Genomic DNA, 26,112 nt, shown 5'->3' on the forward strand with positions numbered 1-26,112 from the left:
GGAAATTCTTCGCAGCCGGATCGGCCGGTCAAGACAGCGGAAGGAGATGATGATGGCGCATCAGAGGGAAACACGCTGGGAAAAATCCGATCGCAAGCTTCACAAGGAACAGCTGATCCCGCCGGTGAAGGCAAGGCAGGGACGCACCGGTTATCGCATTCTGACAGTGCTGATCGTTGCGCTGGTGCTTGCCTTCGTGGTCTGGATACCGGTCGAGATTTGGGGCAGGCGCGAGGCGAAAGAGGTGGCACCGCAGCAGCCAGGCCAGCAGCTTCAGTCGCAGCAGCCTGCTCCGGCCCCCGCGCCGGCACTGCAGAACGGTACTGCCGTTCCAACCGAAACGCCGAACAACACGCCGGCCGCTCCGAATGTGGCGCCCGCAACTCCGGCCCAATAATCGTCAGCAAAACCACCTTCACGCCCCGCCGCCACACTGCGGCGGGGCGTTTATTGTTTTGTCTGGACTTTAGCCGCCGATTTTTCGATAAGAAGGCACACGAGCCGGTTTCGTGCGCCGGCTGGGAACTTGGCAGTACCCGGGAATTTGGCAGCACCTGACCGGAGTGGACAGGGCGGGAGTTTCATGGCCAGGACCGATATCGCAAGACGCGTCTATAATCACGCCTGGAAACTCGATCCGATCATCCGCAGCCTGATCGATACCGATTTCTACAAGCTTTTGATGCTGCAGATGATCTGGAAGCTCTATCCGGACGTGAACGCTTCCTTCACCCTGATTAACCGCACCAAGCGGGTGCGTCTGGCCGAAGAACTCGATGAAGGCGAATTGCGCGAGCAGCTCGATCATGCCCGCACGCTGAGGCTCTCCAAGAAGGAGATGATCTGGCTTGCGGGTAACAGCTTCTATGGTCGCGCGCAGATCTTCGAACCGGAATTCCTCGCTTGGCTTTCCAATTTCCAGCTGCCCGAATACGAGCTGTCGAAGAAGGACGGGCAATATGTGCTGGATTTCCACGGATCGTGGAAGGAAACCACCATGTGGGAAATCCCGGCGCTCGCCATCGTCAACGAGCTTAGGTCGCGCTCGGCGATGAAGGCGCTCGGTCCCTTCACCCTCGATGTGCTCTATGCCCGCGCCAAGGCGAAGATGTGGTCGAAGGTCGAACGGCTGAAGGAACTGCCGGGCCTGCGCATCTCCGATTTCGGCACCCGCCGCCGTCACAGTTTCCTCTGGCAGCGCTGGTGCGTCGAGGCGCTGAAGGAAGGCATCGGCCCGGCCTTTGCCGGTACCAGCAACGTATTGCTGGCGATGGATTCCGATCTCGAGGCCGTCGGCACCAATGCCCACGAGCTACCGATGGTGGCCGCCGCCCTGGCCGAAACCGACGAGCAGTTGCGCAACGCGCCCTACAAGATCCTGCGCGACTGGAACAAGCTCTATGGCGGCAACCTTCTGATCGTCCTGCCGGATGCCTTCGGCACCGCCGCCTTCCTGCGCGACGCGCCGGAATGGGTCGCCGACTGGACCGGTTTCCGCCCGGACAGTGCCCCGCCGATCGAAGGCGGCGAGAAGATTATCGACTGGTGGAAAAAGATGGGCCGCGATCCGCGCCAGAAGCTGCTGATCTTCTCCGACGGTCTCGACGTCGACGCTATCATCGATACCTACCGGCATTTCGAAGGCCGCGTGCGCATGAGCTTCGGCTGGGGCACGAACCTGACGAACGATTTTTCCGGCTGCGCGCCGATCGAGATCTCCGGCCTCAACCCGATCTCCATCGTCTGCAAGGTCAGCGACGCCAACGGCCGTCCGGCGGTGAAACTCTCCGACAACCCGCAGAAGGCGACCGGCGAACCGGCCGAGGTCGAACGCTACCTGAAATTCTTCGGCGCCGAGGACAGGGTCGATCAGACCGTTCTGGTATAGGTCTGGGCCAATGTGCCGCCATCCCGGGGCATATTGATGTGCCCCGCCATCGCATCCTCGATCGACCAACCGAAGCGCCAGGCGTCGAACATCGAGTACCATTCCTGGAAGTCGGTGATCGGCAGGATATCCGGCTTCGACATCGGATTGTCGGCCAGGCTGCGGCCACGGGCACGGTCCCGTGCGCCACGCTCCTGCATCTCAAGCAGCTTCTCGAACATCATCACTCTCCGGTCTTTACCCGATAGCTTCATGCAATCATGCTAATAAAGCATTGTCGAGTCCGGACGCGATATCTCGAGTTTTTCACAGGATTAGCTCCAATTCGCTAGTTCGGTGGGATGATGGGGTCCCAAACTGGCGCGGGATCATACGATCTCAAGCAAACAAGCGGGGCATGTGGCGTTCGAAAACGATACGCATTTCGGCATGGCGCTCCACGAGCGTCACGTGACGGGGAGGCTCGGCTTCCTGGCTGGGGTTCGCCGCCGAGCCTCCCGGCTGGCCGACCTTTAAGCCGGCAGCGCCGACACGTTGCCGCTGTTCGGCAGGGGCGATCCAACCCAGATGATATCGAAGGCTAACAGCCGGTTAATATCCACCGGCCGCGTCCCGATTCCACACAACCCCGCAATGCGTGCCGTCGCTATCCGCGCGGGTTTTCAGGCTGCCAATCTGCGAAACCGGGTTCTGATCCGGTCGAGATAATAATGGCCGGGAGACGGCGCCACCGTCATCGCGTGGGCTTCCGAGGAGGGAACGCCTTCGAACAGACGTTCCTCGCCATTCTTGAAACAAATCCTGAGCCGTCCGTCTTCCTGGCTGAAATAGACGGATTTGATGATCTTCGACTTTACCGAAAGTTCTTCCACCTGTTTAATCTCCGTATTTTGGTTTGGCAGAAAGATAAACCCAAACGTGCAAAGACGCGGTGAAGCGGCATGGTAAAAATTCAGGAATCTTTGGACGTTTTAAACCTCGTAGCGTCATCGGAGCGACGGGTTCGAGAGCCTCGAACGTACGCTTGCGAGCGGGGCATTTCGTTGCTCCGCCTCGCACGCATCCGCCGCAGCAAAAGCCTGTTTCCGCAATTTGGTCGGGAGCTCGAAATCAGATCAAGCCCGATCAGATTTCGCCAATCCGGCAGAGAAGGCCGTCAGCAACGCCTTTCCCTGGCCCCAGTCCTCAAGACCGCTTTGCCCGTTGATATGGCCGAAAGGACCGATCGCGACAAGGCCGCTGCCCCACAGATCCGCGCGCGCATGGGCATGATCGAGCGTGCCGAAGGGATCATCGGCGCTTGCGATAATCAGAGTGGGGAAGCGCATCTTTTGCGACGGCGGATCGGCGAATCCGGCCGCCTCCTCAGGGAATAACGCGGACTGCGGATCCGGGACTGCCACAAGAAACGCTCCGGCAACGGCAAGCGAAGAAACCTGCTGCCAATGAGCAACCAGCAGACAGGCAAGGCTATGGGCGACCAGCAGGGGAGGGGTCGCCGATGCGCCGACGGCGCGCTCCAGAGCTGAAATCCAGTCCGCCAAGTCGGGCTTTTCCCAATTAGCCGGTTGGAAACGCCGCATGTCCGGGTTCGACCTTTCCCAGCGTGTTTGCCAATGAGTCTCACCCGAACCGCCAATTCCCGGCAATATGATGATGTCCTTCATGTCTTTTCCTTTGATCATCCGCGCAGGTGAAAATGATGCATTTTCATTTGCTTCGGAATGAATGATCATCGGAAAACCACGCCGCTCTCCGATGATTTTAAGGTGATCCCATGGCTTTTCAGGAAAACAATCGGGTATTGCTCGATCCGACCGATATCGCCATCATCGAAGCGATGCAGGAAAATGGACGCATTGCGATCTCCGAACTCGGTCGGCGGGTCGGGCTCTCTCAGCCGGCAGCATCGGAACGCGTCAAGCGGCTGGAAGATCGCGGCATCATTGTCGGTTACACCGCCCGGATAGACCCGACCGCTTTGGGAATTGGAATGACGGCTGTGCTTCGCCTGCGCACGACGCATGAGCATATCAAGGCCTGTCTGAAACAGTTCGCGGAAATGCCGCAAGTCATGGAAGTACTGCGTCTCACCGGAGAGGACTGTTTTCTCTTGAAGGTGCTTGTCCCGTCGCCCGGAGAACTGGAAACGATCGTTGACACGATTGCGCGATTTGGGGCCGTGACGACATCTCTGGTGTTGCGCAGCGAGAACCCGAAGCCGATCGGACGCGCCCTGATTCAGCGTCCTTGAGAATATGCGGACGACCAGCTTGTTTCAACAAAGCCTGCCGCCAAACGCTTTCGCGTCCCGCTCTCGATGCGGTCTGCAATCAATACTGAAAATGAGGGCATGGCGGACAGGGTGGGATTCGAACCCACGGTACGCTTTCACGTACACACGCGTTCCAGGCGTGCGCCTTAAACCACTCGGCCACCTGTCCATTGGGCGTTCGCGCCTAGGATAGGAGCAAATCGTCGGAACGGCGCGATATATACCGATGAATTTTTGTCGATCAACCGAAATCTAACAGTTTTTTGACTTCTTCAGATAAAACTCGCCTCGGCCCCTCCATTGTGCTTCACCTCGTCGATGACTATGTAATTCTCAAGGTGGAGAATGGCGCGGCCGGCCGGAATTGTCCGGCATATCGAGCGTCGGAGGAATTGATGCGTTTCCTGTTGCGTCTGGCGAGTCTTGTCGCGCTTGCGGCGGCCGTTATTGCCGGGACCATCGATTCGATCCAATCGGTTGCGGCCTCTTCCGTGGTGATGACGCCGATCTCCGATGCCTGGCAGGATGTGAGCCCGACAACCCTGACGTCGCTGCAATCCTCCCTTTCCTATTATATCCACCCGCGTTTCTACACCTTCATCTTCCAGTGGCTGATGCTCCAGCCGGCCTTTGCCGTTTTCCTGGTGATCGCGCTGCTTCTGTGGATGATCGGCTACAAGAAGCCGCCGGTGGCCGGTCGCTTCACCGCATAGCAAGGTTGTTTTGCGGCACGATCCGGCGAGAAATCCGGGTGGGCATCGACCGCCCTTCTACCTCGGTATTTGCCTCCGGATTGGCTAGAAAATCCGCATTTTGATGCAAGGAATGTCCAAAAATCAGCCCCGAAGAGCTGATTTTCGGCAATCGCTGCAAATCTTTACCAGCTGAAAAATTTCTGGTGAATTTTTCCGCGAGCCATGCAAGGATGCGCGCAGCCAGGCCTCCGGGGGGAGGTCGGTGGTTCCGCAGACATGCCCGAAAAGGGCTTGCGGGAGGACCCCTAACGAATAGCAACAACAGGGCTGCACAATGAAAAAATCCCTTCTCACTCTCTTTGCCGTGGCTGCCATGTCGACGACGGCGCTTGCCGCCGATGTCAAGCCGGCGCTGGTCTACGGCACCGGCGGGAAGTTTGATAAATCCTTCAACGAGGCGGCCTATAACGGTGCCGAGAAGTTCAAGGCCGAGACCGGCATTGCCTATCGCGACTTCGAGCCGACGGGCGACACCCAGGGCGAACAGGCCATCCGCAACTTCGCAAGCCGCGGTTTCAATCCGGTGGTTGCAGTTTCCTTCGCCTGGACCTCGGCCATCGAGAAGGTTGCAGCCGAATTCCCGGATACCAAGTTCATCATCGTTGACTCCGTCGTCGACAAGCCGAACGTCCGCTCGGTTGTCTACAAGGAAGAAGAAGGCTCCTACCTCGTCGGCGTTCTCGCCGGCATGGCGTCGAAGTCAGGCAAGGTCGGCTTCGTCGGCGGCATGGACATTCCGCTGATCCGCAAGTTCGAATGCGGCTACGAGCAGGGCGCACGCTCCGTCAAGGCCGATATCGAAGTCTTCCAGAACATGACCGGCACGACGGGTGCGGCCTGGAACGACCCGGTCCGCGGCGGCGAGCTCACCAAGAACCAGATCGACCAGGGCGCTGACGTCGTCTATGCGGCAGCCGGTGCCACCGGTCTCGGCGTTCTCCAGACGGCCGCCGACAACAAGAAGCTGTCGATCGGCGTCGACTCCAACCAGAATTATCTGCATCCGGGCTCGGTCCTGACCTCGATGGTCAAGCGCGTCGATCTCGCCGTCTACAACGCCTACAACGACACCAAGAACGACAAGTTCACCGGCGGCGTCCAGGCGCTCGGCGTCAAGGAAGACGGTGTTGGCGCCGCGATCGATGAGCACAACAAGTCGCTGATCACGCCGGAAATGCAGGCTGCCGTCGACAAGGCCAGGGCCGACATCATCGCGGGGACCATCAAGGTTCACGATTACACCTCGGACAACGCTTGCCCGAAGTGATCCGCGCCCGAATGTGATCGACGATTGAGATCGGGCGTATGGCGGAGGGGATTTTCGCCATACGCCCTTTTCTTATTTGGAGCCTGCAGTGACAGATAAGCCCGCTATCGAGCTTGTCGGCATCGACAAGAAGTTCGGTGCCGTCCACGCCAACAAGGACATCAACCTTACCGTTGCCAGGGGGACGATCCACGGCATCATCGGCGAAAACGGCGCCGGCAAATCGACCCTGATGTCGATCATCTACGGTTTCTATCATGCCGACAGCGGCGAGATCCGCGTCAACGGCAGCCCCGTCACCATCCGCGACAGCCAGGCGGCGATCGCCACCGGCATCGGCATGGTGCACCAGCATTTCATGCTGGTCGATAATTTTACGGTGCTCGAGAACATCATGCTTGGCGCCGAAGCCGGCATGCTGTTGGCGAGGGGCGTCGCCTCGGCGCGCGCCGAGCTCAAGCGGCTGGAAACGGAATATGGTCTTGAGGTCGATCCCGACGCGCTGATCGAGGAGCTGCCGGTCGGCCTGCAGCAGCGTGTCGAGATCCTGAAAGCCATGTATCGCGGCGCCGAGATCCTGATCCTCGACGAGCCCACAGGCGTGCTGACGCCGGCGGAGGCTGATCACCTCTTCCGCATTCTCAAGGTGTTGCGCGACCAGGGCAAGACGATCATCCTCATCACCCACAAGCTGCGCGAGATCATGGCGATCACCGATACAGTCTCGGTCATGCGCCGCGGCGAAATGGTCGCGACCCGCAAGACGTCGGAGACGACGGTGGAGGAACTCGCCGAACTGATGGTCGGCCGCCGCGTGCTGCTGCGTGTGCAGAAGGGGGAGGCGAACCCGCAAGCCGCCGTGCTGTCTGTCCGCAACCTCACGGTCAAGGACAATCGCGGCGTCACCATGGTCGACAACGTCTCCTTCGACGTGCGCGCCGGTGAGATCGTCGGCATCGCTGGTGTCGCCGGCAACGGCCAGTCGGAATTGCTGGAGGCGATTGCCGGCATCCGCAAGCCGACCTCCGGTGAAATCCTGCTTGACGGCCAGACGATCGACAAGGCCGATCCCGCCCGCCTGCGTGATCTCGGCCTCGCTCATATTCCCGAGGACCGCCACCATATGGGCCTGGTGTTGAAATTCGAGGAATATGAAAATTCCGTGCTCGGTTACCACCGCCGCCCGGCCTACAGCAAAGGCCCGCTGCTCGATCTCGAAGCGATCCGCAAGGATGCGATGGAGAAGATCGAGAAATACGACATTCGCCCGCCGAACCCGCGGCTGAAGACGGCGAATTTCTCCGGCGGCAACCAGCAGAAGATCGTCGTCGCCCGTGAGATCGAACGCGATCCGAAGATGCTGATCATCGGCCAGCCGACACGCGGCGTCGATATCGGCGCCATCGAATTCATCCACCGCCGGATCATCGAGATGCGCGACGCGGGCAAGGCGATCCTGCTCGTCTCCGTCGAACTCGATGAAATCCGCTCCCTTTCAGACCGTATCCTTGTCATGTTTGCCGGCCATGTCGTCGGCGAGAAGACGCCCGATGCCGGTGAACAGACCCTCGGCCTGATGATGGCCGGCATTGCCGCGTGAGGCCTTTATGAGCACTGCTTCCGTTCCGCTACCAAACTGGATCAATTACGGCCTCATCCCGATTTTGAACCTCATCGTCGCCTTCCTGATCTCCGGCTTCGTCGTCTGGTTGATCGGCGAGAGCCCGCTCGATGCGCTGTCGCTGCTGATCCAGGGCGCGCTCGGTAATGGCGAAGGCATCGGCTTCACGCTGTATTACGCGACGAGCTTCATCTTCACCGGCCTCTCCGTCGCGGTGGCGATCCATGCCGGCCTTTTCAACATCGGCTCGGAAGGCCAGGCCTATGTCGGCGGCCTCGGCTGCGCGCTGGTGGCACTGTCGCTCGATCGCTACGTGCCGTGGTATGTAACGATGCCGATCGCCGTCGTCGGCGCCGGCCTGTTCGGCGCAGCCTGGGCCTTCATCCCGGCCTTCCTGCAGGCAAAACGCGGCAGCCACATCGTCATCACGACGATCATGTTCAATTACATCGGCGCAGCGCTCATGGTGTATCTCCTGGTGCATGTGCTGATCGTGCCCGGCAAAATGGCGCCGGAAACCCGCACCTTCCTCGAAGGCGGCCAATTGCCGAAGCTCGGCTGGGTTATGCAACTGTTCGGCGCCAAGCTGGGGGCTGCCCCGTTCAACGTCTCCTTCATCATTGCGCTCGTCGTCAGCTACCTCGTCTGGTTGCTTGTCTGGCGCACCAAGCTCGGTTTCGAGATGCGCACGCTGGGCGTCAGCCCGACGGCGGCGGCCTATGCCGGCATCCCCTATGCCCGCACGGTGATCATCGCCATGCTGCTCTCCGGCGCGCTCGCCGGCATGATGGCGCTGAACCCTGTCATGGGCTCGTCGGCCCGTCTGCAGGTGGAATTCGTCGGTGGTGCCGGCTTCGTCGGCATCGCCGTCTCGCTGATGGGCCGCAATCATCCGCTCGGCATCATCGTGGCGGCGATCCTCTTCGGCATCCTCTACCAGGGCGGCGACTGGATCTCCTTCGAAATGCCGAACATCACCCGCGAGATGATCCTCGTCATCCAGGGTCTGGTGATCCTCTTTGCCGGCGCGCTGGAATATATGTTCCGGCCGGCGATGGTGCGCCTCTACCAACAATTCAAGCGCGGTTAAGGAGCGAGTGATGGATTATTATGACATCTTCATCAGCGTTCTGAGCTCGACCATCCGCCTGTCGATCCCGCTGATCTTCACCGCCCTTGCCGGTCTGTTTTCGGAACGTGCCGGCATCTTCGATATCGGTCTCGAGGGCAAGATGCTGGGATCGGCCTTTGCCGCCGCCTGCGTTGCCTATCTTACCGATTCTGCCTGGCTCGGCCTCGGTGCCGGCATCCTCTGCTCGGTGGCGCTGAGCCTGGTGCACGGTTTCGCCTCGATCACCAATCGCGGCAACCAGATTGTGTCAGGCGTCGCCATCAACTTCTTCATCGCCGGCATCACCATCGTGCTCGGCCAGGCCTGGTTCGGCCAGGGCGGACGCACGCCGCAGCTGTCGCCGGAATCGCGCTTCGCGCCGATCATCCTGCCGGGCGCCGATGCCGCCCACGACATACCGATCATCGGCCCGATCTATGCCAATGTCATATCGGGCAACAATGTCCTCACCTATCTCGCCTTTCTCGCCGTGCCGTTTTCCTGGTGGGTGCTTTACCGCACACGCTTTGGCCTCAGGCTGCGCGCCGTCGGCGAAAACCCTGGCGCGGTCGATACTGCCGGCATCTCGGTTGCCTGGCTGCGTTACCGCGCCGTCATGTGCGCCGGCATTCTCTGCGGCTTTGCCGGCACCTATCTGGCGATCGCCCAGTCCGCCGCCTTCATCAAGGACATGTCGGCCGGCAAGGGTTACATCGCGCTTGCCGCTCTGGTCTTTGCCAAGTGGAAACCGGTGCCCGTCATGTTTGCCTGCCTGCTCTTCGGCTTCCTCGATGCGCTGGCAAATTTCATGCAGGGGAAGCAAGTACCGCTGATCGGCGAAGTGCCGGTTCAGGTCTTCCAGGCGCTGCCCTATGTTCTAACCTGCGTCCTGCTTGCCGGCTTCATCGGCGTCGCGACCCCGCCGAAAGCCGGCGGCGTGCCTTATACGAAGGAGCGTTGATATGTCTCACGACCTGTTCGAAGCCGCCCGCGGCGCCATGGCTTTTGCGCATGCGCCCTATTCGAAATTCCCGGTCGGCGCGGCGATCCGCGCCGAGGACGGTAAGGTCTATACCGGCGCCAACATCGAAAACCTTTCCTTTCCGCAAGGATGGTGCGCCGAGCCGACGGCGATCGGCGCCATGATCATGGGCGGCGCGAAGACGATCGTCGAAATGGCCGTCATTGCCGAAAAACTGCCGCTCTGCCCGCCCTGCGGCGGCTGTCGCCAGAAGATCTCCGAATTCGCCTCCAAGGAGACGAAGATTTACCTTTGCGATGAGTCGGGCGTGAAGAAGACCATGACGATGGAAGAGCTTCTTCCCTTCAGCTTCGAAACGGAACTCGGATGAAGGCGACGGTCAGCCTGCTCGCCGCATTGCTCGGGGGCATCAAGCCGCGCCACGGCATCGTGCTCGGCTCCGGTCTCGGCTCCCTCGTCGGTGAGCTCGATGGCGCCGTGCGTGTTCCCTATCGCGACCTGCCGGGCTTTCCCGTCAGCGCCGTCTCCGGCCATGCGGGCGAAGTCGTCGCCGGCCGCCTCGGCGGCGTGCCCGTTATCATGCTCTCCGGCCGCGTGCATTATTACGAGAAGGGCGACGCCAACGCCATGCGCCTGCCGATCGAGGTGCTGAAGGCGCTCGGCGTCGAAGCCCTGATCCTGACCAATTCGGCCGGATCGCTGCGCGGCGACTTGCCGCCCGGTTCGGTAATGCAGATCACCGATCACATCAACTATTCCGGCATGAACCCGCTGATCGGAGAGGAAAGCGATCACCGTTTCGTCGGCATGACCAATGCCTATGATGCGGGGCTTGCCGCGGCGATGCAGAGGGCAGCAGCAAAGCTTGAAATCGAGCTGGCAAAGGGCGTCTATATGTGGTTCTCCGGTCCAAGCTTCGAAACGCCGGCCGAAATCCGCATGGCGCGCATCCTCGGCGCCGATGCCGTCGGCATGTCGACAGTGCCCGAGGTGATCATCGCAAGAATGCTGGGCCTGAGGGTTGCAGCCGCCTCCGTTATCACCAACTATGGCGCAGGCATGACCGGCAATGAGCTCAGCCATGAAGAAACCAAGGACATGGCGCCCATCGGCGGCGCCCGTCTCGCCGCCATCTTGAAAGACATGATTGCGGCTGGAACAGGATGATTTTGGGCCGGGTCGGCCTAAAATCTGAATCCTGTTCTAAGTTAAATAGTTAAAGCATGATGTCGTCTGAAAACCGCCCACACTTTTCGACATCATGCTCGAGAGGAAGCGAAGATGAATAGCCATTCCAACCGGGAGACGGCGGCTGTCGCCCTTTCCCTTCTCGATCTCACCAATTTGAAGGACGATTGCACCGAGGCGCAGATCGATGCGCTGTGCGCCCGCGCCCAGACGCCCTACGGCAACAGCGCTGCGATCTGCATCTGGCCGCGGTTCGTCGCCCAGGCGCGCAACATCCTCGGCACCGGCCATGCCGTGCGCATCGCAACCGTCGTCAACTTCCCCTCGGGCGATATGGAAGTGGCCGATGTCGCCGCCGAAGCGCGTGAGGCGATTGCCGATGGCGCCGATGAGATCGATCTGGTCATCCCCTACCGCAAGCTGCTCGCCGGCAATGAGAAGGCGGTGACCGACATGGTCAAGGCCGTGCGCGCCGAATGCACCGGCCCCGTCGTCCTGAAGGTCATCATAGAGGCCGGCGAGTTGAAGGATGCGGCATTGATCCGCCGTGCCTCTGAACTCGCCATCGAGGCCGGTGCAGATTTCATCAAGACCTCCACCGGCAAGGTCGCCGTCAACGCGACGCTCGAAGCCGCCGACATCATGATCCGGACTATTCGTGAAAGTGGGCGCAAGGTCGGCTTCAAGCCGGCTGGCGGCATCGGCTCGGTGGCGGATGCGGCGCTCTACCTCAGCCTTGCCGAAACCATCATGACGCCGGACTGGGCGATGCCGTCAACGTTCCGCTTCGGCGCTTCCGGCCTGCTCGACGATATCCTGGCGGTTCTGAGCGGAACACAGTCGGCACCGGCTGCGGCGTCGAGCTATTGAAATGATCCCGCAGGAGATCATCCGACGCAAGCGCGATGGCGAAGAACTCGATGCCGCCGATATCAGCTCCTTCATCGCTGCGTTGGCTGCCGGCCAATTGTCGGAAGGCCAGATCGGCGCCTTCGCCATGGCCGTCTGGTTCAAGGGCATGTCGCGGGCCGAAATCGTGGCCTTGACGCTGGCGATGGCCGATTCCGGCGACAGGCTGCAATGGGCCGATATCGACCGCCCGATCGCCGACAAACATTCGACCGGCGGCGTCGGCGACAATGTTTCGCTGATGCTGGCGCCGATCGCCGCTGCCTGCGGCCTTGCCGTTCCGATGATCTCCGGGCGCGGCCTCGGCCACACCGGCGGCACGCTGGATAAGCTCGAATCCATTCCCGGCTATATGATCACCCCGGATGCTGACTTGTTCCACAAAGTCGTGAAGGAGGTGGGATGCGCCATCATCGGTCAGACCGGGACCTTGGCGCCCGCCGATGGCAGGCTCTATGCCGTGCGCGACGTGACCGCCACGGTCGATTCCATCCCCCTCATCACCGCCTCTATCCTCTCGAAGAAACTTGCGGCCGGGCTCGAGACGCTGGTGCTCGACGTCAAGGTCGGCAACGGCGCTTTCATGGCTGACCGCGGCCAGGCGGAGATCCTCGCGCAGTCGCTGGTCGAGGTGGCCAATGGCGCAGGCGTGAAGACCTCGGCCCTGATCACCGACATGAACCAGCCGCTTGCCGATAGTGCCGGCAATGCCGTCGAGATGCGCAACTGCCTGGATTTCCTGGCGGGCAGAAAAAAGGACACGCGGCTTGAGACCGTCGTTCTCGCTTTCGCCGCCGAAATGCTGGTGAAATCCGGCATTGCCGCTTCGTCTGATGAAGCCGAGGGAGTGGCGCGTCAGGCCCTGTCATCGGGAAAGGCGGCCGAGGTCTTCGCGCGCATGGTGTCGATGCTCGGCGGTCCGGCCGATCTCATTGAAAACCCCGACCGATATCTGGCAAGGGCACCTGTCGAAAAACCTGTCCCGGCCGTCCGGTCCGGCTGGCTTGCCGCCTGCAATGCGCGCGGTATCGGCGTCAGTGTGATCGATCTCGGCGGCGGAAGACGCCATCCGGCGGATCGGATCGATCATCGCGTCGGCTTTTCCGAACTCCTGCCGCTCGGCACCCGCGTAAAGGCGGGCGAACCGATCGCTCTCGTTCACGCCGCTGACGAGACCGCGGCGGAGAGGGCGGCGACATCACTTGCCACGCACTACCGCATCACCGACGACAAGCCGGAACTGACACCGGTGATTGCGGGGCTGGTCTGATGCGGTTTACTGCTTGAGGCTGAGCGAACCGTCGGCGACGGAATAGGAGGCGAGCTTCTGCAGGAAGCTCATGCCGACCAGCGTCGTCGTCAGCGCATCGTCCCTCAGGACGAAGGCTTCGACATCGCGCACGCGAATACCGCCGATTTCGACCCGGTCGAGTGTCACATGCGCGGCCCTCGTCTGGCCGTTCGCGGTGTTCACGCCATAACGGAAATCGAGCTGGTTGGCCGTGAAGCCAAGTCGGCGGGCGAGCGTCTCGTTGAGCGCCACATAAGTGGCGCCGGTATCGATCAGGCCCTGCACCGGCTTGCCGTTGATCTTGAAGCTGCCGGTATAATGGCCCTGCGCATCGGCCTGCAGGCGGATCGCATTGCTGCCGGATACGGGCGCGGGGACTGCGGGTTCATTGCTTTCGGTCGATACGTAATTGGCGGAGCGAGCGTCAGCAGGTTGCTGGCTGGCGCTTCCGAAGAAGGAAGGCACCTGTGTGGCGAGCACCGCGGCGATGCTGGCGAATAGGACGGTGCGCACGAGCATGAAACAGAAATCCTTCCTGTATAAACCCGGCTTCATGCCGTGCCTCATGCTTCAAGCTTGCTAAACCTCAAGTGCTGATAAGTTGCTAATATCGACGACAAAAGGCCCGGAACGAACCTCCGGGCCTCAAGGTCTTTCGATTTGGTAAAGGAAGGCTGAAATTATTTGGTGCCGTACATGCGGTCGCCGGCATCGCCGAGGCCGGGCATGATGTAGCCTTTCTCGTTGAGATGACTGTCGATCGATGCGGTGAAAACCGGAACATCGGGATGCGCGGCGCGGAAGTTGCGGATGCCTTCCGGGGCGGCAAGCAGGCAGAGGAAACGGATATTGTGGGCGCCGCGTTCCTTGAGTTTGTCGATCGCCGCGATCGAGGAATTGCCGGTCGCAAGCATCGGATCGACGACGATGATCAGCCGCTCGGCCACGTCCTCCGGCGCCTTGAAATAATATTCGACCGGCTGCAGCGTCTCGTGATCGCGGTAGACGCCGATATGCGAGACGCGGGCGGAAGGCACGAGATCGAGCATGCCTTCGAGCAGCCCGTTGCCGGCACGCAGGATCGAGGCGAAGACCAGCTTCTTGCCCTCGAGGATCGGCGATTCCATCGTCTGCAACGGCGTCTCGATCGTTTCCATCGTCAGTTCGAGATCGCGGGTCACCTCGTAGCAGAGCAGGGTCGAGATTTCGCGCAGCAAGCGCCGGAAACTTCCCGTCGATGTCTCCTTGCGCCGCATGATGGTGAGCTTGTGCTGCACAAGCGGATGATCGATGACCGTGACGCCGTCCATGGGGAAGCCTTTCATTCTTTCTATCGGATGTTTCTTTCACGGAAATCGTCCCGACCGCAAGAGTGGCGGTCGATTTGCGTCGATCTTCCCCAGTCCCTCGAGTCTTTTAAAGCCGGGCGAGCAAGGTCTTTCGTGTCTCATCGTCGACGAAGGCCGCCTCGATCGCAGTGCGCGTTATGGCGTCGATCTCGGCGTCGCCGAAGCCGAAAGCCCCGGCGGCAAGCTCGTATTCTCGCTTGAGCGAGGTACGGAAGAAAGGCGGATCGTCAGAACTGATCGTCACCCTGACACCGGCTTCCTTCAGCCGGCGCAGCGGATGAGAAGCGAAATCGGGAAAAACCCCGAGCGCGATGTTGGAGCCCGGGCAGATCTCGAGCACGGTGCCGAGATCGGCAAGCCGCTTCACCAGATCGAGATCCTCGATGGCGCGCACCCCATGGCCGATGCGCGAGGGGCGCACCGCGTCGAGCGCGTCGGCGACGCTGAAGGCGCCACAGACCTCGCCGGCATGGATAGTGAGCCCGAGGCCGGCATCGCGGGCGATATCGAAGGCTCTGAGATAATCGGCGACGCGCCCCATGCGTTCCTCGCCGGCAAGGTTGAAGCCGGTAATCAAGGGATTGCCGGCCTTTGCCGCATATTCGGCAGCACCGATCACACTCTCCGGACCGAAATGCCGCTCGCCGGTAACGATCAGCCGAGCCTCGATGCCGCTCTTTTCCTTGGCCCGCCGGATGCCTTCGCAGATACCTGATATATAAGCATCGGCGCCCAGCCCGATGCGCTTGCCGTGATCGGGCGAAACGATGAGCTCGCTGTAGATCGTATTGATGCCGGCCAGTTCGTCGAGATAGGTTTCGGTCAGAAGCGCGTAGTCCTCTTCGGTCCTGTAGACCTCGGAAACCTTGTCGTAACATTCGAGGAAGCTTGCGAAATCATGCCAGACATAGGCTCCGTCGCGAAGCTCGGCGCTGATGTCGACGCCGTATTTCCGCGCCTGCGCTGCGGTCAGAACTGGAGAGGCCGCACCCTCCAGATGACAGTGCAACTCGACCTTCTTCAGATGCGATGTCACAGAAAACTCCTTCCGTGCGGTCCGGCCGCGATGCCGAGATGCCGGGCGATGCTCTCGCCGATATCGGCATAGCTGCGGCGCACGCCGATCGAACGCGACCGGATGCCGGGGCCATAGGCGATAACAGGCACGCGCTCGCGCGTATGATCCGTGCCGCGCCAGGTCGGATCGCAGCCATGATCGGCGGTGAGCACGACGAGATCGCCGGGGTTCAGTTTCTTGTGGACTTCGGGCAAGCGCGCATCGAAGGCTTCGAGTGCCGCGGCATAACCCGGCACATCGCGGCGATGGCCGTAGATCATGTCGAAATCGACGAAATTGGTGAAGACGAGATCGCCATCCTCAGCCTCGTCGATCGCCGAGAGCGACGCATCCATCAGCGCCTCATTGCCGTTCGCCTTGATGACCCTGGAAACGCCCTGATGCGCGAAGATGTCGCCGATCTTTCCGACAGCATGCACGTGCCGTCCGTGCTCGATAAGACGGTCGAGCAGCGTCGGTTCCGGCGGCAGCACGGAAAAGTCGCGCCGGTTTCCGGTGCGCTGGAAGGAAGAGGTAGACTGGCCGATAAAGGGCCGGGCGATGACGCGGCCGATATTGTAGGGATCGAGCAGTCCCCGGGCCAAATGGCAGAAGGCGAGCAGACGATCGAGGCCGAAATGCACCTCATGCGCCGCGACCTGGAAGACCGAATCCGAGGAGGTGTAGCAGATCGGCTTGCCGGTGCGGATATGCTCCTCGCCGAGCCGGGCAATGATCTCCGTTCCCGAGGCATGGCAATTGCCGAGGATGCCGGGCACGTCAGCCTCCCTGCACAATGTCTCGATGAATTCTGGAGGAAAGGCGTCGCCCTCCCTCGGGAAATAACCCCAATCGAAACTGACAGGTGTTCCCGCGATCTCCCAATGACCTGATGGCGTATCCTTGCCACGGGAGATTTCGGTGGCGGCGCCATAAATACCGTAGACCTTTTCCGGGACGGGCATGCCGGCCGGAAACCGGCCGGAAGCGGACCGGGCGATATGCATCAGCCCGAGTTCCGACATGTTGGGCAGGGAAAGCGGCCCTTCGCGCAATCCGGTGCGGTCCCCGGCTCCGGCTGCGCAGAACTCGGCGATATGGCCGAGCGTATCGGCGCCTTCGTCGCCATAGGCCGCCGCATCCGGCGCTCCGCCAATGCCGAAGGAATCCAGAACGAAAAGAAAGGCACGCGCCATTTTACACCCGAGAAAGCCGATCGCCGGCCTCTGAAATGTCGGAGGCGGCTGAGCTCCAGCCATATAATGCCGCGGCCGGCTTGGCAAATTACAGCGCGCGCGTCTTTTTCAAAGGACGCTGTAACACTTTGAATTGCTGCATAACTCCTAAATCGATTTCGATCTAGGAGTTATGCAGCAGAGAAGAATGGGGAGCGCCGTCAGCAGTCGCCGCAAGGAATCGAGTCGCCTTGCCGCTGGCGGTAGAAATAACTGCGGCTGATGGTAATCGTGCGCATGCCGTCCGGCATGAAATTCGGGGCGAACAGGAACATCGTATAGGGGATGCTGAGCTCGGTGCGGACCAGGAAGCTGTTCGCCGTCTTCATGTCCGATGGCACGTTGCTCACTGTGGCGTTCTTGGCATAGGGCACCGTCCCGTCCTTTGCCCAGGACCAGAGCACCTTCGCATTGGCGCTGGCATCGATGGTAATCCCCGTGATCTTCAGCGTCAGCGCCGTCGAATTGTAGGGCACGAAGATCGCCGTTGCGACCGACGGCATCTGCGCGAGCGCGCTCTTCGTGACGGATTGCTGCTGGGTGATGAGGTCGGCCACCGTTCCTGCGGCGCGTGTCACGCGCTTGCTGACGCTGAGGCCGATGGTGATCTCGAAAGCGCCGATATAAAGCATGATGAGCACGGGAAAGAGGATCGCGAATTCGATCGCTCCGGCGCCCTTGCGGTCTCGGATGAGCCGCCGCGCCATCAGGACCAGTCTGGTGAACGGGTTGCGCAACGCCATTATGGATACTGCTCGTTCTGGAAGGCCGCGGTCGCGACGATCAGATATTGGCTCGGCATCGAACCGTCGGAGGGACGTATCGTGCTGATATAGGGCCTGACCAGATCCGTGATGATTTCCCAGCGGTAATAGGCACGGACCATGTTGATCGTGCCGGCGCCGCCCGGCGCATATTTGAAGGCCGCAGTATTGATGTCGGCATATCTGTCTGTGGAAAGCTTGGGGATCGTCGTCGGAATGGCCGAAAACGCGCTGAACGTCTGCACATCCAGGTAGAGCTTGCTTGGCGTGGCGACTTCGCTTGCCGAGCAACGGATCAGGATCGAGATCTCATCGCAGAAAGCCTGGCGGAATTGCGCCTGGTTCATATCGGTCGTGCGGCCGAGATTATAGGTGATCTGCCCGGTTCGCATTCGTCGGCTCATCGTATCAACGCCGTTGGAAACGAGTTCCTCGGCGGCGAAGGCGACGAAAGTTTCGAGGATTGCGAAAATCACCAGGAAATAGGGAATGGCAAGCAGGGCGAATTCGATCGCCGCAGCACCCTCGCGTGAGCCGGCGAGAGCGCGAAACCGTAAGAAACGGGATGGCGTAAAGGCGCGCCCCTCATCCGTCTTCTGATCAATTACCGTCATTGCCTGGACCCTAAGCGACATTCTTCGTCCGCCACACTAGGATCCGTTCGTTGATTTTCCGTTTCAGCCTGACACGACGATTTTAACGAATGGTCGAGAAAGCTCCGAGATATGCTCAGGGTGAGGCGGTCGCGGTGGCTGCTTGCTGCGCATGCTGCTCGCAATTCGGCGTGCAGGACAGTACGGAGCGCTCGGTCTGCCGGTAGACACGCACCGTATTGCCTTCGTCGATCGACACCAGGATGCGTTCGTCGAGGATCGCATTGCCGTCGGCATCGAGAAGCACCAGATTGGTGGTGCCGAAGCTGCGGCCTGTCAGCACGATGGTCTTGGCGTCGGCAACCGTCGCATCGGCGACCTTGGCATTGCCGACGATCACCTTGCTGACGGGGCGATCGAGCTTCAGCACGCGCGCGTGATCCATGTAGACGCGCAGCATGTCATCGTCTGCGGCCGCGGAAACTCCCGAAACACCGAAAGCGGCGATCATGCCGGCAAAGAAAATGGTTTTGCCGCTTGATGACATTTGGTCCTCTTTCACGATCACAGCGCAATATGCACATAGAATGGAAAAAAATGGTGAACGAAGCCTTAAGCCCGCCGGTCTGTTCCGGGATGAAGCGTAATGCTCCGATCTGGCACGGTTTCGGGACGGTGCACGCCTCGGTTGGAGACGGAATTTGTGCTATTTCCGGATGAATTCAGCAGTTATTCCAAGAATATTGTTAAATATTGAGGTAAGTGCGTAAGAAAATACTGACTCTACAAAGGCCTGTTGTCTCGTTCACGTCTAGTTAACTCTTTTCCTTAAGCCGATGGAAACGGCCATTCGCTAGGTTGCAGTCATCCGATCAACGGCAAACAGTTGGCGGACGTGCTGAACATCAACTGGAGTTAGGAGTTACCATGACCAAGCTTTTTAGCCGTTTTCTGAAGGACGAATCCGGCGCGACCGCAATCGAATACGGCCTGATCGCCGCTCTCATTTCCGTGGCGCTCATCACCGGCGCAACGAGCCTCGGCACCAAGATCGGCAACACGTTCGAAGGTTTGAGCACCAAGATGGATAGCGCCACTACGGCGGCCAACTAAGCGAGGTGCCGCGAGGCGGCACCTTCCTCATTCTGGCCGGTCTGACCTGGCTGGTCGATCGAGCGGGCTCACGCGCTGGAATGGCCGTGAGCCTTTTCGCATCCTATTAAGATCGGGTATACGCATGATCGCAGCTGCAGTCTTTGTAATACTGCCACTCTGCCTCGCCATCGCGGCCTTTTCGGATCTCTTCACCATGACGATCCCGAACCGCATTTCCCTGATCCTTGTTTTCTCTTTCCTCGCACTGGCGCCGTTCTCGGGCCTCGGCCTGCAGGCAATCGGTATGCATCTTGCCGCCGGCGCGATCGTCTTTGCCGCATGCTTTGCCCTTTTTGCCTTCAATGTGATGGGCGGCGGCGACGCCAAGCTGCTGAGCGCCACAGCGCTCTGGTTCGGTCTGAATCAATCCCTTGCATTCCTGATGACCGACGTCGCAGCGGTCGGCGGCCTCGTCACCTTGTTGATCCTGCTGGTGAGAACGCAAACGAACACGATCCTCGCCATCGGGCTGCCGGTGCCGAACTCTTTGCTGCTCGCCAAGAAGATCCCCTATGGCATCGCGATCGCGATCGGCGGTTTCATGGCCTTCCCTTCCTCGCCGCTTTTTCTCGCCGCACTGGAAAGCCTGAAATAACGGCATTTTAAATGCCCGTTAACTTAAAATGTAAGCGTTCTATTAACCATAATTACACCAATTGCTGAGCATTCTACAGGGCGAACATATCGTGCCCTGAGGAATGATCGATGAAACCGGCCCGCCTTATAATCCTAGCTGTCGCCGTGGTGGCAGCCGGCCTCGCCGGCCTCCTGGCAATGCGCATGGCGGGCAGCGGCGGTGTCGTCACCCAGGTCCGCTCGGTCGTCGAGAAGGAACCGACCGTCAACGTCCTCGTTTCGAGCGCCAATCTGCCGGTCGGCGCAAGGCTGGACGACAAATTGGTGCACTGGATGGCCTGGCCGCAGGGCGGCGTCGTCCAGGGCCTCATCACCGAAGCCGACAAGCCGGATGCGATCAAGGATCTGCAGGGCGCCGTCGTGCGTCTGCCGATCTTCGAGGGCGAACCGATCCGGCCGGAAAAGCTCGCCGATTCCAGCAGCCGCATCCTCTCCTCGCTGTTGCCGGCCGGCAAGCGTGCCGTCGCGACCGAGATATCGGTGGCAACAGGTGCCGGCGGTTTCATCCTGCCGAATGACCGCGTCGATGTCATCATGGTCCGCAAGGGCACCGAAGCCGCCAAGCTCATTACCGAAACCGTACTGAGCAATGTTCGCGTTCTCGCCATCGACCAACAGATACAGGAAAAGGACGACGGCTCGAAATCGGTGGTCGGCACGACCGCGACGCTCGAGCTCACCCCTGATCAAACGAAGGTTCTCGCTGTCGCCCAGCAGATGGCGGACCGGCTGTCGCTCGCGCTGCGCTCGGTCGCCGATGCGCAGGAGCAGGATACAAGTGCCGCCGACTATCTGCTGAGCGGTGACAACGGCAGTGCGATCATCCAAGTCATCAAATCGGGCGCCATCGTCACGGATGCCAGCGCAGCACCGAAGGCGGAGTAAGAGAACGTGCACATGGGCAATTCAACGCGGCGCGCCGGACCTCTCCTGACAGGCTGCCTTTGGCTGGCAATCGGCGTCGCCGGTATCGTTCCGACCTCTTTCTCCCCGCTTCTCGGCGCAGGCGAGGCGCACGCCGATTCCGATAGCCTGGTCCGGATCTCTCAGACTGGCCCCAATGCCCATCGCCGGTTGAAGCTCGGGCTCAACAAGGCCGTCGTCGTCGATCTGCCGGACGACGCGCACGATATCCTCGTCTCCGATCCGACCATGGCCGATGCCGTGACCCGTACCTCGCGGCGCATCTACCTGTTCGGCAAGAAGGTCGGCCAGACCAATATCTTCGTGTTCGGTGCCGGTGGACAGGAGATCGTCAATCTCGACATCGAGATCGAACGCGACGTCTCCGGCCTCGAAGTCAATCTCCGCCGCTTCATTCCGGACTCCAACATCAACGTCGAAATCGTCTCCGACAACATCGTGCTGACCGGCACCGTGCGCACGCCGCAGGACGCCACGCAGGCGGCCGATCTGGCGCAGGTCTTCCTGAAGGGCGGCGAGGCGACGACCAGAACCGAGACCGCATCCGGCACCGGCGGCGATAGCTCGGTGGCGCTCTTTGCCGAAAACCGTCAGGCCTCGCAGGTCGTCAATCTTCTGCAGATCGAGGGCGAGGACCAGGTCACTCTCAAGGTGACGATCGCCGAGGTCCGGCGCGAAGTGCTGAAGCAGCTTGGCTTCGACAACCTCGTTTCCAATTCCTCCGGCATAACGGTCGCCCAGCTCGGCAGTCCCAGTGCCGACAGTGCCACATCGACGGTTGGCGGCGGTCTGGCGGCGCTCTTCAAGAGCTCGATCGGCAAATACGACATTTCGACGTATCTCAACGCGCTGGAGCAGGCCAAGGTCGTCAAGACGCTCGCCGAGCCGACGCTGACGGCGATATCGGGTCAGGCCGCGACCTTCAATTCCGGCGGCCAGCAGCTCTATTCGACGACCGACAGCAACGGCAACGTCACTGTCGTGCCGTTTAACTATGGTATCAACCTCGCCTTCAAGCCGGTCGTGCTGTCATCGGGACGCATCAGCCTGCAGATCAAGACCAATGTCTCCGAACCGGTGGCCGGCAGCGGCAACGCCACCTATCAGCGCCGTTCGGCGGAGACCTCGGTGGAGCTGCCCTCGGGCGGTTCGATCGCGCTCGCCGGCCTTATCCGCGACAACGTTTCCCAGACGATGGGCGGCACGCCCGGCGTCTCGAAGATCCCGCTGCTCGGCACGCTCTTCCGCCAGAAGGGTTTCGAGCGCCAGGAAACCGAACTCGTCATCATCGCAACGCCCTATCTGGTGCGTCCGGTGGCGCGCAATCAGCTCAACCGCCCGGACGATAATTTCAGCCCCGAAAACGATGGCGCAACCTTCTTCCTCAACCGTGTCAACAAGGTCTATGGCCGCCGCGAGGCGCCCGTCGCCGACGCGCAGTTCCACGGCTCGATCGGGTTCATCTACAAATGAGCGGGGCACGATCGGCAGCAATGGCAGGAAACAGAGATCAGGCGATGGCCCATATGATTGCTACAACTCCCCGCTTCGGAATCTCGAAGGCGCTTTTTGCGATGGCCGCCATGTCGATGACCGTCCTTTCCGGATGCGCCGGCCCGCATGACCAGCTGACGACCGGCGGTATTCCGGACGATTACCGCGCCCGTCATCCGATCATCGTGACGGAGGCGGAGCAGACGGTTGACATACCCGTCGCCTCCACCGACCGCCGCCTGACCATCGCCCAGCGAGACCTCATCCGCGGTTTTGCCACAAACTACATCTCGCGCGCCTCAGGCCCTGTTTACGTGCTGTCGCCGCAAGGGTCGCCCAATTCGGCAGCAGCCTATCAACTGCGCAATCAGGTCCGTGCCGAGCTGGTGTCGCGGGGGATCGCAAGCTCGAAAATCGTCAATACATCCTATGCCGCCGCCGGGCCCCGCGATGCGGCGCCGATCCGGCTGAGCTTTACCGGCACCACCGCGATCACCACGCAATGCGGCCAGTGGCCGAAGGACATCTCGAACGATTTGACCAACCAGAATTACTATAATTTCGGCTGCGCCTCGCAAAACAACCTTGCCGCCCAGATCGCCAATCCTGAGGATCTGGTGGCGCCCCGTGGCATGACCCCGATCGACGCGCAGCGGCGCAACAACGCCATCCAGGAATACCGCACGACGACATCGACGATCGAAGATGTCGCCGGCAGCGACAGTAGCTTCTAAGGCGGAACGGCACGATGAGCGCGATCGAATACGAAATCAGGAATCCCAGCGAGCTTCGCAACGCCGACGAGGCGGTGCGCATGGCGGATCTGGAAAACATGCGGCCGCTGCCGCGCATCTCCGTCCATGCCTTCTGCGAGAGCGAAGCCCTGCAGCATGTCATGGAACGCTGCGCCAATGATCGGCGCGTGGCGAAGGTCAGCATGCGCATCACCAGCGGCGGCACCGCCGCTGCCGCCAATATGTTTTCCGGCGCCCCGACACCGAACCTCATCATCCTCGAGACCAAGGCGAATGCCGCAAACCTGCTCGCCGAACTTGCGCCGCTCGCCGCGGTCTGCGATCCGACGACCAAAGTCGTCATTATCGGATATTACAACGATATCGGGCTTTATCGCGAGCTCATCCGCAACGGCATTTCCGAATATATGGTTCAGCCCGTCGCCATGCCCGATATCCTTGCGGCGATGGCTTCGATCTTCGTCGATCCGGACGCGGAGCCGCTCGGTCGCAGCATCGCCTTCATCGGCTCGAAGGGCGGCACCGGCGCCTCGACCATCGCGCATAATTGCGCTTTCGGCATTTCCAATCTCTTCTCCACCGAGACGATCCTCGCCGATCTCGACCTGCCCTATGGTACGGCGAACATCGATTTCGACCAGGATCCGGCCCAGGGCATCGCCGAAGCGGTCTTCGCCCCCGATCGTCTCGACGAGGTCTTCCTCGACCGCCTGCTGACGAAATGTTCCGAGCATCTGTCTTTGCTTGCGGCACCCTCGCTGCTCGACCGTGCCTATGATTTCGATGGCCAGGCTTTCCAGCCGGTGCTCGATGTTCTGCAGCGCAGCGCGCCCGTCACTGTGCTCGATGTTCCGCATGTATGGTCGGAATGGACGCGCTCGGTGCTGTCGAGCGTCGACGAGGTGGTCATCGCAGCAGTTCCCGATCTCGCCAATCTGCGCAACGCCAAGAACATGCTGGACGCGCTGCGCAAGATGCGGCCGAACGACCGGCCGCCGCATCTCATCCTCAATCAGGTCGGCATGCCGAAACGGCCGGAAATTTCGCCGTCGGATTTCTGCGAGCCGCTCGAGATTGAGCCGATCGCGATCATTCCCTTCGACATCAATCTTTTCGGCAACGCCGCCAATAGCGGCCGGATGATTTCTGAAGTCGACCCGAAGTCGCCGACGGCGGAAACCTTTTCGCAGATATCGCACATCGTCACCGGCCGTGTCGCGATCAGGAAGGCGAAGAAGGGCGGTCTGCTGGGCCTCCTGAAGCGCAAGTAGACGATGAGCAATTCCAGCAAAACTGTGCAGCGGTTTGCGTTCGCAATTGCGTGAAAACAATGAGATAGCGCATTTCCGTGACTCGGAGAGATCGGGAAATGCTCTAGAACGAGCAGATTGGATCGAGTGGCATGTTTGGAAAACGCGGAAACGAAGGTTCCGGAAAGGTCGGAGGAGCGATTGCTCCACCGCCGCCGGCTCTGGCCGCCGCCCCTGCGGCCTCTTCCCCCTCCATTCTGGTCGAACCCTCGCGTGAGCCCGCACGCCAGCAGGTGACGCCGCAGCGCAAGCGCCCGGCCCGCACGGATGAATATTACGACACCAAGGCGCAGGTCTTTTCCGCGCTGATCGACACGATCGATCTCTCGCAGCTTTCGAAGCTCGACGGCGAAAGCGCCCGCGAGGAAATCCGCGACATCGTCAACGACATCATCACCATCAAGAACTTTGCGATGTCGATCTCCGAGCAGGAAGAGCTGCTCGAGGATATCTGCAACGACGTCCTCGGTTACGGCCCGCTGGAGCCGCTGCTGGCGCGCGACGATATTGCCGACATCATGGTCAACGGCGCCGGCCAGACCTTCATCGAAGTCGGCGGCAAGACGATCGAATCGGAGATCCGCTTCCGCGACAATGCGCAGCTTCTCTCGATCTGCCAGCGCATCGTCAGCCAGGTCGGCCGCCGTGTCGACGAATCGAGCCCGATCTGCGATGCCCGCTTGCCCGATGGCTCGCGCGTCAACGTGATCGCGCCGCCGCTGTCGATCGACGGGCCGGCGCTCACCATCCGCAAGTTCAAGAAGGACAAGCTGACTCTCGATCAGCTCGTCCGATTCGGCGCGATCACGCCGGAAGGCGCAACCGTGCTGCAGATCATCGGGCGTGTGCGCTGCAACGTCGTCATTTCAGGCGGCACCGGCTCGGGCAAGACGACGCTTCTGAACTGCCTCACCAATTATATCGACAGGGACGAGCGCGTCATCACCTGCGAGGATACGGCCGAACTGCAGCTGCAGCAGCCGCACGTCGTGCGTCTCGAAACGCGCCCGCCGAATATCGAAGGCGAGGGCGAGATCACCATGCGCGATCTCGTCAAGAACTGCCTGCGTATGCGTCCCGAGCGCATCATCGTCGGCGAAGTGCGCGGACCGGAGGTCTTCGACCTGCTGCAGGCGATGAATACCGGTCACGACGGCTCGATGGGCACGATCCACGCCAATACGCCGCGCGAATGCCTGAGCCGTATCGAATCGATGATCGCCATGGGCGGCTTCACTCTACCGGCAAAGACGGTGCGTGAGATCATTTCCAGCTCGGTCGACGTCGTCATTCAGGCGGCGCGCCTTCGCGACGGTTCGCGCCGCATTACCCAGATCACCGAGGTGATCGGCATGGAAGGCGACGTCATCATCACCCAGGACCTGATGCGCTACGAGATCGAAGGCGAGGATGCGAACGGCCGCCTGGTCGGCCGGCACATGTCGACCGGCGTCGGAAAGCCGCATTTCTGGGATCGCGCCCGCTACTTCAACGAGGAAAAGCGTCTTGCCGCCGCCCTCGACGCGATGGAAGCGAAAACGAAGGAATAGGCG

At 60.7% G+C, this 26,112-nt stretch carries 29 protein-coding genes and 1 tRNA gene; 19 read left to right on the top strand and 11 right to left on the bottom strand.

Annotation, left to right across the window (positions count from 1 at the left end; genetic code table 11):
- The first annotated feature begins 49 nt into the window (after positions 1–49).
- Entirely contained in the window at positions 50–397 is a 348-nt protein-coding gene (locus N1937_RS22955; protein WP_026154385.1) for a hypothetical protein, read from the top strand.
- 186 nt (positions 398–583) lie between these two features.
- Entirely contained in the window at positions 584–1,888 is a 1,305-nt protein-coding gene (pncB, locus tag N1937_RS22960) for a nicotinate phosphoribosyltransferase (protein ID WP_017966521.1), read from the top strand.
- On the opposite strand, the gene N1937_RS22965 is transcribed toward pncB, so the two are convergent.
- The 3 genes from N1937_RS22965 to N1937_RS22975 all read right to left on the bottom strand — a co-directional run bounded on the left by N1937_RS22965 (position 1,870) and on the right by N1937_RS22975 (position 3,624).
- Positions 1,870–2,109 carry a CrpP-related protein gene (locus tag N1937_RS22965; RefSeq protein WP_017966522.1) on the bottom strand — a complete coding sequence of 80 codons (240 nt, stop codon included), beginning with the start codon at positions 2,107–2,109 and terminating at the stop codon, positions 1,870–1,872. The two genes, pncB and N1937_RS22965, sit on opposite strands and share 19 nt — an antisense overlap.
- A 441-nt stretch (positions 2,110–2,550) precedes the next feature.
- Entirely contained in the window at positions 2,551–2,760 is a 210-nt protein-coding gene (locus N1937_RS22970) for a KTSC domain-containing protein (protein ID WP_003555857.1), read from the bottom strand.
- Between the two features lie 243 nt (positions 2,761–3,003).
- On the bottom strand, positions 3,004–3,624 hold the full coding sequence (locus N1937_RS22975) for an RBBP9/YdeN family alpha/beta hydrolase (RefSeq protein WP_260057052.1): 621 nt from the start codon (positions 3,622–3,624) through the stop codon (positions 3,004–3,006).
- A gap of 41 nt (positions 3,625–3,665) precedes the next feature.
- On the opposite strand from N1937_RS22975, the gene N1937_RS22980 reads away from it, so the two are divergent.
- The gene (locus N1937_RS22980; RefSeq protein ID WP_222248589.1) at positions 3,666–4,142 is read left to right on the top strand and encodes an Lrp/AsnC family transcriptional regulator; all 477 of its coding nucleotides are present in this window, start codon (positions 3,666–3,668) and stop codon (positions 4,140–4,142) included.
- A gap of 100 nt (positions 4,143–4,242) precedes the next feature.
- Here the strand turns inward: N1937_RS22980 and N1937_RS22985 are convergent.
- A tRNA-Ser gene (locus N1937_RS22985) sits at positions 4,243–4,332 on the bottom strand.
- Between the two features lie 226 nt (positions 4,333–4,558).
- Here N1937_RS22985 and N1937_RS22990 point away from each other — a divergent pair.
- The 9 genes from N1937_RS22990 (at position 4,559) to deoA (ending at position 13,266) form a co-directional block, all read left to right on the top strand.
- Positions 4,559–4,876 (top strand): hypothetical protein, encoded by a 318-nt coding sequence (locus N1937_RS22990; protein ID WP_018070333.1) that lies wholly within the window; start codon positions 4,559–4,561, stop codon positions 4,874–4,876.
- 316 nt (positions 4,877–5,192) lie between these two features.
- Positions 5,193–6,185: a BMP family lipoprotein gene (locus N1937_RS22995; protein WP_017966526.1), complete on the top strand. Its 993-nt coding sequence runs from the start codon at positions 5,193–5,195 to the stop codon at positions 6,183–6,185.
- Between the two features lie 88 nt (positions 6,186–6,273).
- Entirely contained in the window at positions 6,274–7,785 is a 1,512-nt protein-coding gene (locus N1937_RS23000; RefSeq protein WP_162115543.1) for an ABC transporter ATP-binding protein, read from the top strand.
- A gap of 7 nt (positions 7,786–7,792) precedes the next feature.
- Complete coding sequence (locus tag N1937_RS23005) at positions 7,793–8,896, top strand: ABC transporter permease (RefSeq protein WP_162115542.1); 1,104 nt, start codon at positions 7,793–7,795, stop codon at positions 8,894–8,896.
- 10 nt (positions 8,897–8,906) lie between these two features.
- Positions 8,907–9,878 (top strand): ABC transporter permease, encoded by a 972-nt coding sequence (locus N1937_RS23010; RefSeq protein WP_170277222.1) that lies wholly within the window; start codon positions 8,907–8,909, stop codon positions 9,876–9,878.
- A 1-nt stretch (position 9,879) separates the two neighbouring features.
- Entirely contained in the window at positions 9,880–10,269 is a 390-nt protein-coding gene (locus N1937_RS23015; protein WP_017966530.1) for a cytidine deaminase, read from the top strand.
- Positions 10,266–11,066 carry a purine-nucleoside phosphorylase gene (locus tag N1937_RS23020; protein ID WP_170277224.1) on the top strand — a complete coding sequence of 267 codons (801 nt, stop codon included), beginning with the start codon at positions 10,266–10,268 and terminating at the stop codon, positions 11,064–11,066. The genes N1937_RS23015 and N1937_RS23020 overlap by 4 nt, the downstream gene beginning before the upstream one ends.
- Positions 11,067–11,180: 114 nt before the next feature.
- On the top strand, positions 11,181–11,957 hold the full coding sequence (deoC, locus tag N1937_RS23025) for a deoxyribose-phosphate aldolase (protein ID WP_162115538.1): 777 nt from the start codon (positions 11,181–11,183) through the stop codon (positions 11,955–11,957).
- Between the two features lies 1 nt (position 11,958).
- Positions 11,959–13,266, top strand: coding sequence for a thymidine phosphorylase (gene deoA, locus N1937_RS23030; RefSeq protein ID WP_260057053.1), 1,308 nt, complete (start codon positions 11,959–11,961; stop codon positions 13,264–13,266).
- Between the two features lie 6 nt (positions 13,267–13,272).
- Here deoA and N1937_RS23035 read toward each other — a convergent pair whose 3' ends face one another.
- The 7 genes from N1937_RS23035 to N1937_RS23065 all read right to left on the bottom strand — a co-directional run bounded on the left by N1937_RS23035 (position 13,273) and on the right by N1937_RS23065 (position 18,832).
- Complete coding sequence (locus N1937_RS23035) at positions 13,273–13,842, bottom strand: TIGR02281 family clan AA aspartic protease (RefSeq protein ID WP_260057054.1); 570 nt, start codon at positions 13,840–13,842, stop codon at positions 13,273–13,275.
- A gap of 125 nt (positions 13,843–13,967) precedes the next feature.
- The gene (gene upp, locus N1937_RS23040; protein WP_003544477.1) at positions 13,968–14,597 is read right to left on the bottom strand and encodes a uracil phosphoribosyltransferase; all 630 of its coding nucleotides are present in this window, start codon (positions 14,595–14,597) and stop codon (positions 13,968–13,970) included.
- Between the two features lie 106 nt (positions 14,598–14,703).
- Positions 14,704–15,672 (bottom strand): adenosine deaminase, encoded by a 969-nt coding sequence (locus N1937_RS23045; protein WP_017966535.1) that lies wholly within the window; start codon positions 15,670–15,672, stop codon positions 14,704–14,706.
- Entirely contained in the window at positions 15,669–16,889 is a 1,221-nt protein-coding gene (locus tag N1937_RS23050; RefSeq protein WP_260057055.1) for a phosphopentomutase, read from the bottom strand. Before N1937_RS23050 ends, N1937_RS23045 begins: the two co-directional genes overlap by 4 nt.
- Positions 16,890–17,089: 200 nt before the next feature.
- Positions 17,090–17,671 (bottom strand): TadE/TadG family type IV pilus assembly protein, encoded by a 582-nt coding sequence (locus N1937_RS23055; protein ID WP_260057056.1) that lies wholly within the window; start codon positions 17,669–17,671, stop codon positions 17,090–17,092.
- Positions 17,671–18,306: a TadE/TadG family type IV pilus assembly protein gene (locus N1937_RS23060; RefSeq protein ID WP_260057057.1), complete on the bottom strand. Its 636-nt coding sequence runs from the start codon at positions 18,304–18,306 to the stop codon at positions 17,671–17,673. Before N1937_RS23060 ends, N1937_RS23055 begins: the two co-directional genes overlap by 1 nt.
- A 115-nt stretch (positions 18,307–18,421) precedes the next feature.
- On the bottom strand, positions 18,422–18,832 hold the full coding sequence (locus tag N1937_RS23065) for a pilus assembly protein N-terminal domain-containing protein (protein ID WP_017966539.1): 411 nt from the start codon (positions 18,830–18,832) through the stop codon (positions 18,422–18,424).
- A gap of 380 nt (positions 18,833–19,212) precedes the next feature.
- On the opposite strand from N1937_RS23065, the gene N1937_RS23070 reads away from it, so the two are divergent.
- The 7 genes from N1937_RS23070 (at position 19,213) to N1937_RS23100 (ending at position 26,109) form a co-directional block, all read left to right on the top strand.
- Entirely contained in the window at positions 19,213–19,398 is a 186-nt protein-coding gene (locus N1937_RS23070; RefSeq protein WP_017966540.1) for a Flp family type IVb pilin, read from the top strand.
- 124 nt (positions 19,399–19,522) lie between these two features.
- Positions 19,523–20,035, top strand: coding sequence for an A24 family peptidase (locus N1937_RS23075; RefSeq protein WP_017966541.1), 513 nt, complete (start codon positions 19,523–19,525; stop codon positions 20,033–20,035).
- Positions 20,036–20,145: 110 nt separating this feature from the next.
- On the top strand, positions 20,146–20,961 hold the full coding sequence (cpaB, locus tag N1937_RS23080; protein WP_162115531.1) for a Flp pilus assembly protein CpaB: 816 nt from the start codon (positions 20,146–20,148) through the stop codon (positions 20,959–20,961).
- A gap of 12 nt (positions 20,962–20,973) precedes the next feature.
- Complete coding sequence (locus N1937_RS23085) at positions 20,974–22,473, top strand: type II and III secretion system protein family protein (protein WP_260057058.1); 1,500 nt, start codon at positions 20,974–20,976, stop codon at positions 22,471–22,473.
- A complete protein-coding gene (locus N1937_RS23090) occupies positions 22,470–23,228 on the top strand; it encodes a CpaD family pilus assembly protein (protein ID WP_260057059.1) in 759 nt (252 codons plus the stop codon). The genes N1937_RS23085 and N1937_RS23090 overlap by 4 nt, the downstream gene beginning before the upstream one ends.
- Before the next feature lie 14 nt (positions 23,229–23,242).
- Positions 23,243–24,520: an AAA family ATPase gene (locus N1937_RS23095; protein ID WP_162115528.1), complete on the top strand. Its 1,278-nt coding sequence runs from the start codon at positions 23,243–23,245 to the stop codon at positions 24,518–24,520.
- 131 nt (positions 24,521–24,651) lie between these two features.
- Positions 24,652–26,109, top strand: coding sequence for a CpaF family protein (locus N1937_RS23100; protein ID WP_260057060.1), 1,458 nt, complete (start codon positions 24,652–24,654; stop codon positions 26,107–26,109).
- Positions 26,110–26,112: the final 3 nt, after the last annotated feature.

The organism is Rhizobium sp. WSM4643, assembly GCF_025152745.1.
Classification (GTDB): Bacteria; Pseudomonadota; Alphaproteobacteria; order Rhizobiales; family Rhizobiaceae; genus Rhizobium; species Rhizobium leguminosarum_I.

Excerpts from the sequence above, each read along its gene's own strand:
- N1937_RS22955 (WP_026154385.1), top strand. The coding sequence starts at position 50 with ATGATGGCGCATCAGAGGGAAACACGCTGGGAAAAATCCGATCGCAAG.
- pncB (WP_017966521.1), top strand. The coding sequence starts at position 584 with ATGGCCAGGACCGATATCGCAAGACGCGTCTATAATCACGCCTGGAAA.
- N1937_RS22965 (WP_017966522.1), bottom strand. The coding sequence starts at position 2,109 with ATGTTCGAGAAGCTGCTTGAGATGCAGGAGCGTGGCGCACGGGACCGT.
- N1937_RS22975 (WP_260057052.1), bottom strand. The coding sequence starts at position 3,624 with ATGATCATTCATTCCGAAGCAAATGAAAATGCATCATTTTCACCTGCG.
- N1937_RS22980 (WP_222248589.1), top strand. The coding sequence starts at position 3,666 with ATGGCTTTTCAGGAAAACAATCGGGTATTGCTCGATCCGACCGATATC.
- N1937_RS22990 (WP_018070333.1), top strand. The coding sequence starts at position 4,559 with ATGCGTTTCCTGTTGCGTCTGGCGAGTCTTGTCGCGCTTGCGGCGGCC.
- N1937_RS22995 (WP_017966526.1), top strand. The coding sequence starts at position 5,193 with ATGAAAAAATCCCTTCTCACTCTCTTTGCCGTGGCTGCCATGTCGACG.
- N1937_RS23005 (WP_162115542.1), top strand. The coding sequence starts at position 7,793 with ATGAGCACTGCTTCCGTTCCGCTACCAAACTGGATCAATTACGGCCTC.
- N1937_RS23010 (WP_170277222.1), top strand. The coding sequence starts at position 8,907 with ATGGATTATTATGACATCTTCATCAGCGTTCTGAGCTCGACCATCCGC.
- N1937_RS23015 (WP_017966530.1), top strand. The coding sequence starts at position 9,880 with ATGTCTCACGACCTGTTCGAAGCCGCCCGCGGCGCCATGGCTTTTGCG.
- N1937_RS23020 (WP_170277224.1), top strand. The coding sequence starts at position 10,266 with ATGAAGGCGACGGTCAGCCTGCTCGCCGCATTGCTCGGGGGCATCAAG.
- deoC (WP_162115538.1), top strand. The coding sequence starts at position 11,181 with ATGAATAGCCATTCCAACCGGGAGACGGCGGCTGTCGCCCTTTCCCTT.
- deoA (WP_260057053.1), top strand. The coding sequence starts at position 11,959 with ATGATCCCGCAGGAGATCATCCGACGCAAGCGCGATGGCGAAGAACTC.
- N1937_RS23035 (WP_260057054.1), bottom strand. The coding sequence starts at position 13,842 with ATGAAGCCGGGTTTATACAGGAAGGATTTCTGTTTCATGCTCGTGCGC.
- upp (WP_003544477.1), bottom strand. The coding sequence starts at position 14,597 with ATGGACGGCGTCACGGTCATCGATCATCCGCTTGTGCAGCACAAGCTC.
- N1937_RS23050 (WP_260057055.1), bottom strand. The coding sequence starts at position 16,889 with ATGGCGCGTGCCTTTCTTTTCGTTCTGGATTCCTTCGGCATTGGCGGA.
- N1937_RS23055 (WP_260057056.1), bottom strand. The coding sequence starts at position 17,671 with ATGGCGTTGCGCAACCCGTTCACCAGACTGGTCCTGATGGCGCGGCGG.
- N1937_RS23060 (WP_260057057.1), bottom strand. The coding sequence starts at position 18,306 with ATGACGGTAATTGATCAGAAGACGGATGAGGGGCGCGCCTTTACGCCA.
- N1937_RS23065 (WP_017966539.1), bottom strand. The coding sequence starts at position 18,832 with ATGTCATCAAGCGGCAAAACCATTTTCTTTGCCGGCATGATCGCCGCT.
- N1937_RS23070 (WP_017966540.1), top strand. The coding sequence starts at position 19,213 with ATGACCAAGCTTTTTAGCCGTTTTCTGAAGGACGAATCCGGCGCGACC.
- N1937_RS23075 (WP_017966541.1), top strand. The coding sequence starts at position 19,523 with ATGATCGCAGCTGCAGTCTTTGTAATACTGCCACTCTGCCTCGCCATC.
- cpaB (WP_162115531.1), top strand. The coding sequence starts at position 20,146 with ATGAAACCGGCCCGCCTTATAATCCTAGCTGTCGCCGTGGTGGCAGCC.
- N1937_RS23085 (WP_260057058.1), top strand. The coding sequence starts at position 20,974 with ATGGGCAATTCAACGCGGCGCGCCGGACCTCTCCTGACAGGCTGCCTT.
- N1937_RS23090 (WP_260057059.1), top strand. The coding sequence starts at position 22,470 with ATGAGCGGGGCACGATCGGCAGCAATGGCAGGAAACAGAGATCAGGCG.
- N1937_RS23095 (WP_162115528.1), top strand. The coding sequence starts at position 23,243 with ATGAGCGCGATCGAATACGAAATCAGGAATCCCAGCGAGCTTCGCAAC.
- N1937_RS23100 (WP_260057060.1), top strand. The coding sequence starts at position 24,652 with ATGTTTGGAAAACGCGGAAACGAAGGTTCCGGAAAGGTCGGAGGAGCG.